At 31.1% G+C, this 5,497-nt stretch carries 8 protein-coding genes; 5 read left to right on the top strand and 3 right to left on the bottom strand.

From position 1 onward, the window contains the following. On the bottom strand, window positions 1–227 hold a 227-nt coding region (locus Q0616_RS01130; protein ID WP_366940221.1), incomplete at its 3' end, for a CNNM domain-containing protein. A gap of 51 nt (window positions 228–278) precedes the next feature. On the opposite strand from Q0616_RS01130, the gene Q0616_RS01125 reads away from it, so the two are divergent. Continuing rightward, window positions 279–1,043 (top strand): M15 family metallopeptidase, encoded by a 765-nt coding sequence (locus Q0616_RS01125; protein ID WP_298774294.1) that lies wholly within the window; start codon window positions 279–281, stop codon window positions 1,041–1,043. Window positions 1,044–1,151: 108 nt separating this feature from the next. Beyond that, complete coding sequence (locus Q0616_RS01120; RefSeq protein ID WP_298774292.1) at window positions 1,152–1,679, top strand: hypothetical protein; 528 nt, start codon at window positions 1,152–1,154, stop codon at window positions 1,677–1,679. A gap of 9 nt (window positions 1,680–1,688) precedes the next feature. Here the strand turns inward: Q0616_RS01120 and Q0616_RS01115 are convergent, their stop codons facing one another. Next, a complete protein-coding gene (locus Q0616_RS01115; RefSeq protein WP_188319908.1) occupies window positions 1,689–2,294 on the bottom strand; it encodes an alpha-ketoglutarate-dependent dioxygenase AlkB in 606 nt (201 codons plus the stop codon). A 93-nt stretch (window positions 2,295–2,387) separates the two neighbouring features. Here Q0616_RS01115 and Q0616_RS01110 point away from each other — a divergent pair, with 93 nt between their 5' ends. Beyond that, window positions 2,388–2,594: a hypothetical protein gene (locus Q0616_RS01110; RefSeq protein WP_188319909.1), complete on the top strand. Its 207-nt coding sequence runs from the start codon at window positions 2,388–2,390 to the stop codon at window positions 2,592–2,594. A gap of 30 nt (window positions 2,595–2,624) precedes the next feature. Here the strand turns inward: Q0616_RS01110 and Q0616_RS01105 are convergent, their stop codons facing one another. Continuing rightward, entirely contained in the window at window positions 2,625–2,975 is a 351-nt protein-coding gene (locus Q0616_RS01105; protein WP_298774283.1) for a hypothetical protein, read from the bottom strand. Between the two features lie 87 nt (window positions 2,976–3,062). Between Q0616_RS01105 and lpdA the strand changes: the two genes are divergently transcribed. Both lpdA and Q0616_RS01095 read left to right on the top strand, forming a co-directional pair. Then, window positions 3,063–4,454, top strand: a complete 1,392-nt coding sequence (gene lpdA, locus Q0616_RS01100) for a dihydrolipoyl dehydrogenase (RefSeq protein WP_260544514.1) — start codon at window positions 3,063–3,065, stop codon at window positions 4,452–4,454. Window positions 4,455–4,595: 141 nt separating this feature from the next. Beyond that, entirely contained in the window at window positions 4,596–5,411 is an 816-nt protein-coding gene (locus Q0616_RS01095; RefSeq protein ID WP_298774274.1) for a T9SS type A sorting domain-containing protein, read from the top strand. The last annotated feature ends 86 nt before the right edge of the window (window positions 5,412–5,497 follow it).

The following is a 5,497-nucleotide window of genomic DNA, read 5'->3' as shown; positions in this document are numbered from 1 at the left end:
TCACCAGAAAAAACCCCTAATAATATTCCGATTAAGGTAATTCCGATTTGTACAGTCGAAAGAAATTTGTTTGGATTTTCAGCCAATTCCAAAGCAGTTTTTGCACCAGAACTTCCTTTCTTCATTTGATTTTCTAACTTAAATTTTCTTGATGAAACAAGAGCCATTTCTGACATTGAAAAAATTCCGTTCAATAAAATCAATACAATTATTATAATAATCTCCACTTTTATTTTATAATTTTGATAAAAATAAACCAAAAACCAATACCGATCATAATGTCTCAATTTAATATTTTAAAATTCTCTTATTTAATTTTACTTGTATTCTTGTTGAATGCAGGCTGTGCGTTTGGAAACAACGAACAAAATTCCATAGAAAATGATACGATAACTCCAACTTTTACAACAGCTGATTTAATTGGAAAAGGGAATCCAACGATGGTTGGAAAAGGATATAAACTGTTGCCAGAAGTTGCAGAGCAGTTTGAATTGATGAAGGCTGATGCCTTGAAAGCTGGCTTTAAAATACACGTGATTTCGAGTTACAGAAATTATACGTACCAAAATGGCATTTGGGAACGAAAATATAGAGCCAATCAAGCCAAAAAAATTGGAGCAAAACAAAATATCGAAAAAATCATCGAGTATTCAACTATTCCTGGGACATCTCGTCACCATTGGGGAACTGATTTGGATATAATTGATGGAACACGTGGAATTCCCGCTGATCCATTGAATGAAAAGCATTTTAACGAAGGAGGATCAATGCGAAAATTTAAACTTTGGTTGGATGAAAATGCTTCTAAATATGGTTTTTATTTGGTCTATACAAATGAAGCATCACGAAAAGGTTTTAAGTATGAACCTTGGCATTTTACGTATAAATCTATTTCAAAACCCATGTTACAAGCGTATAAAAAACTTGATATCAAGAAGATTTTACAAGAAAATAAATTGTTAGGAAGCGAGAATTTTACAGATGATTTTATTGAAAAATATCGAACAGAAAATATACTTGATATAAATCCTGTTATAAAATAGTTAAAGCTCCTTTTTGGAGCTTTTTTTGTGGTATCTTTAGGTAAAATAAAACGGTTTAGTTTGATGAGGTTATTATTTTTTATAGCATTGTTTTTTAGCACGAATCTGATGATTTTTGCAAAAGGCTTTGTTGTGAAAGATTTTGACGGTGATGGAAAGTTTGATAAAGTATCCATTAATTTCGAAACGAAACGAATAGAATTTATTTTATCTAGTTCTGATTATGAGAAACAATGCAGTTTAACGTTTGTTGAATTGGACCCAAATGCGAGAATTGAAGAAACAAAAAAAGGGTTTAAAATGACAAATACGATTGGGAATGCGACTTTTGTGTCTTATTTCCGTTATAATCGTCAGTCAAGAAGAATAGAATTGGCAGCAATAAAGCGTACGGTTGTTTGTGCTGATTTGACAAAAGAAAATGGTGAAACATTTTTCTTGGTTTCGACAAAAGAACTTGTAGCAAAATGGAATAGTGTAGACTCTGTTTCAAGTAAAGTAATCACTCTACCTACGCTAAAAACAAAAATTGATTTAGAATCTATAAGTTTGAACAATTTTAATGATTCGTTTTTAAATAAATTTAATCAACTAAGTGTAGTGTTTTATCATTCTAAAATAGCGAAAATGAACTAATTATTGCGATTAATCAATCGTTCTAAACGTTAAATTAATTCGAGGAGTATGTACTTTTTTTGTAGGCGGTAAGCGATGTAACCAATAATCTTGCGTTTCATCTTTCATAATTAATAAACTTCCACTTACAAGCTGTAGAGCAATTACTTTTTTGGTTGCTTTATGTTTGAAAGCAAATTTTCTTTCTGCACCAAAACTTAAAGACGCAATAGCGGCATACTGTTTCAATTGTTTTTCGTCATCACTGTGCCAAGCCATTCCCTCAGATCCATCGTGATACAAATTGACTAAACACGAATTATAAGTTTCACCAGTTTTATGTTCAACCAATTTCTTTAACTCGAGTAAAGTAGTAATCCAAGGTAATGCAATTTTAGTGATTTTAGAATAGGTGTAAGTAAAAGGAAAGTCACCATACCATGCTATTTTACGTTTTGTTTCAATCAGTTTTCCGTAAATAATTGCTTGGTCATTTTTCCATTCAATTTCATGAAGTAATTTGTTGTAATAAAGATCCGCTTGTTCATCAGTCATAATTTGACCAAAATAATTTACTGTACCATCTTGTGGCAATAAATTCTCTTCAGCAGTATATAAGTCATTGAATAAGTTCACAAGCGAAAACAAATGTTTAAGAATATTTATTTGATAATAATTGGAACTTTTATAAAAATATATATTTTTATAAAAGTTAAATTTTGGTTAAATATGAGAAATTTTTATGTTAAACATCCGATTTTTGTTTGTGTAATTAGCTTTATTTTAGTGTTCATAGCTGGATATTTAAAAAAGTTAAAAGTAGATATAGCAGATTTGTTAATACAAGTTACCTATACCTTAGCCGTAATTTCTTTAATCTATGCATTAATTCGTATAAATGTATCTCGAAAAAAATATTCTGATTTAGCGAATTAATGAATCTGATTAAGCTAAAAAAAGCAACGATTATTTCGTTGCTTTTTCACTTAAATACTGTTCAAATTTTAGTCCTTTTATGTTGTAAGGATCAAATCCTTTGTACAAATCGTGTAATAATTGCATTACTTGAAAATAGGTAAACAATGTAGAATATGAAGCCTGTTCATGATAGACAGGTATTTCTACTAAAAATAGAAATCGATCATATTTCGAAATTTGAACAGTATTCCCATCTCGATTAATCAAACCAATAAAACTTCCGTCATAATCTGGTAGGTTATGAAAAATCTCGATAGCTTGAGACAAGCTACCATCCAAAGGTAATTCAGTCTCGACTTGTAAGTCGTCAGCGTAATTTTCAAAGAATATTTTCACCATGCAAAAGTAAGAAATTTTAATCTATTTTCTGGAATTCCTTTTTTTTCGAAGCAGAATGTTTAAATTAGCATTCAAATTATGGAAAAAATGAGTTACGACATTATAGTTATTGGAAGTGGTCCTGGTGGATACGTAGCAGCAATTAGAGCAGCACAATTAGGTAAAAAAGTAGCAATCGTAGAAAAAGCGGAATTAGGTGGAATTTGCCTTAATTGGGGATGTATTCCTACAAAAGCATTATTAAAATCTGCACAAGTTTTTAAATACTTGAACCATGCAGAAGATTTCGGAATTAACTTGCCTTCAGATATATCATTCGAATTTGGAAATGTAGTTGCTCGTAGTAGAGGAGTTGCAGATCGTATGAGTAAAGGAGTTCAATTCTTAATGAAAAAGAACAAAATTGAAGTGATTCAAGGTGAAGCAAAAGTTTTACCTGGTAAAAAAGTAAAAGTTACTGCTGCAGATGGATCTGTTAGTGAATTATCTTCAGAAAATATAATTATTGCAACTGGAGCACGTTCTCGTGAATTACCTGCTTTGCCACAAGATGGTAAAAAAGTTATTGGTTACCGCGGTGCTTTAGCAATGGAGAAACAACCAAAATCTATGATTGTAGTAGGTTCTGGTGCTATTGGCGTTGAGTTTGCTCATTTCTACAATACATTAGGAACAGAGGTAACAATTGTAGAATATTTGCCAAGAATTGTTCCTGTTGAAGACGAAGATATTTCAAAACAATTGCAATTGTCTTTGAAAAAATCTGGAATTAAAATTTTAACCAATGCAGAAGTTACAGGTGTGGATACATCTGGCGATTTAGTAAAAGCGACTGTTAAAACATCAAAAGGAGAAGAAGTTCTTGAAGCAGAAGTTGTTTTATCTGCAGCTGGTGTTGTTCCAAATACAGAAAATATTGGGTTAGAAGAAGTAGGGATCGCTACAGAAAGAGGTAAAATTGTAATTAACGATTTTTGTGAAACTTCTGTGAAAGGATACTACGCAATTGGTGATGTTGTAAAAGGAGCAGATTTAGCACACTTAGCATCAGCACAAGGAATTTTATGTGTGGAGCATATTGCAGGTGAAAAAGTAGAACCTATTGATTACGGAAATATCCCAGGTTGTACATATTGTTCACCAGAAATTGCATCTGTTGGTTTGACAGAAGCAAAAGCAATTGAGGCAGGTTACGAAGTTAAAGTTGGTAAATTTCCATTCTCAGCTAATGGAAAAGCTGTAGCAAATGGTGCTGCTGATGGTTTTGTAAAAGTTGTTTTTGATGCGAAATATGGAGAATGGTTAGGTTGTCATATGATTGGTGATGGTGTTACGGAAATGATTGCAGAAGCAGTTGTTGCACGTAAATTAGAAACAACAGCACACGAGATTATGAAATCAGTTCATGCTCATCCAACAATGGCAGAAGCTATAATGGAAGCTGTTGAAGATGCTTATGGACATGCAATTCATATTTAAAACGAAAAATAATAATATAAGTTAAAAAGCAGCTATAAAGCTGCTTTTTTTATTATTACTAAATTGTTAATTTATTATAGATTGAGATTAATTTACTTTTTTTAAGTACCTTTGCGTTAAAATAATTTAAAATTAATAAATATGAAAAAATTCTATTCTTTGGTAGCAGTTGCTGCATTATCTACCTTATCTTACGCTCAAGTTAACGCTATACCAGGAGCTGATTTTGAAGATTGGACTGAGTTTACAAGTGGAGTAAATTCATATGGTTTACAATCTTATGCTGTTCAAGGAGTTGGTAAAGGGGTAGATGGATCTAATTCTTTAAATATCACTACAAATACTAGTGGAAATGATTATGTTTTTACTTCAAGATTAGGAAATACTGTTTCTGCACAACCTAAAGAAATTACGTTTTGGGTGAAAGGGACAGCTGGAAAATCATTATCATTGAATGTTTATAAGAGTGGATCGGGTTATTATGCGTATAATGTAGGAGATTTAACTTCGGATTTAAAAGTTGTTTCTTCTGCAAATAATCAATATGGTGGTTTAATTGATACAAATGGAAATTGGGTTAAAGTAACATTAGATTTATCAGATAAAACAGATTTAAATATTGCTGATATAGAGAAAGATTTCTTTGCTTTAAAAATAGGTAAAGATGTTGATTATGCTCTTGATATAGACAATATCCAATTATGGGATGTTAATATGAATGTTTATGATTTAACTTCAACGAAAGCAGTTTCTAATACTTTATGGACAAATACAGCTTCTTTTAATGTAAAAGAAAAATCGGTTGTAGAAGTTTACAACATGAACGGACAATTAGTAAAATCTTTTGAAGTGAAAGGAGTTCAAACAGTTGATGTGTCTTCTTTAGCAAAAGGAATTTACATTGTTAAAACAACTTCTAATGGGAAAACAGCTACTCAAAAAGTAGTTAAAAAATAAGAATTCATATTCTTCAATTAATAAAAAAAGGGATTCAGTACTTCACTGAATCCCTTTTTATTTTATTCCTCTATTTTCTGAATTTT

The organism is uncultured Empedobacter sp., from assembly GCF_937930195.1.
Taxonomy (GTDB): Bacteria; Bacteroidota; Bacteroidia; order Flavobacteriales; family Weeksellaceae; genus Empedobacter; species Empedobacter stercoris.
The sequence above is the reverse complement of the archived record's forward strand: the minus strand, read 5'-3'. Positions and strand labels throughout refer to the sequence as shown.

What these genes read in the sequence shown, in the direction of transcription:
- Q0616_RS01095 (WP_298774274.1), top strand. Translation starts at nt 4,596, where the DNA reads ATGAAAAAATTCTATTCTTTGGTAGCAGTTGCTGCATTATCTACCTTA.
- Q0616_RS01105 (WP_298774283.1), bottom strand. Translation starts at nt 2,975, where the DNA reads ATGGTGAAAATATTCTTTGAAAATTACGCTGACGACTTACAAGTCGAG.
- lpdA (WP_260544514.1), top strand. Translation starts at nt 3,063, where the DNA reads ATGAGTTACGACATTATAGTTATTGGAAGTGGTCCTGGTGGATACGTA.
- Q0616_RS01110 (WP_188319909.1), top strand. Translation starts at nt 2,388, where the DNA reads ATGAGAAATTTTTATGTTAAACATCCGATTTTTGTTTGTGTAATTAGC.
- Q0616_RS01120 (WP_298774292.1), top strand. Translation starts at nt 1,152, where the DNA reads ATGATTTTTGCAAAAGGCTTTGTTGTGAAAGATTTTGACGGTGATGGA.
- Q0616_RS01125 (WP_298774294.1), top strand. Translation starts at nt 279, where the DNA reads ATGTCTCAATTTAATATTTTAAAATTCTCTTATTTAATTTTACTTGTA.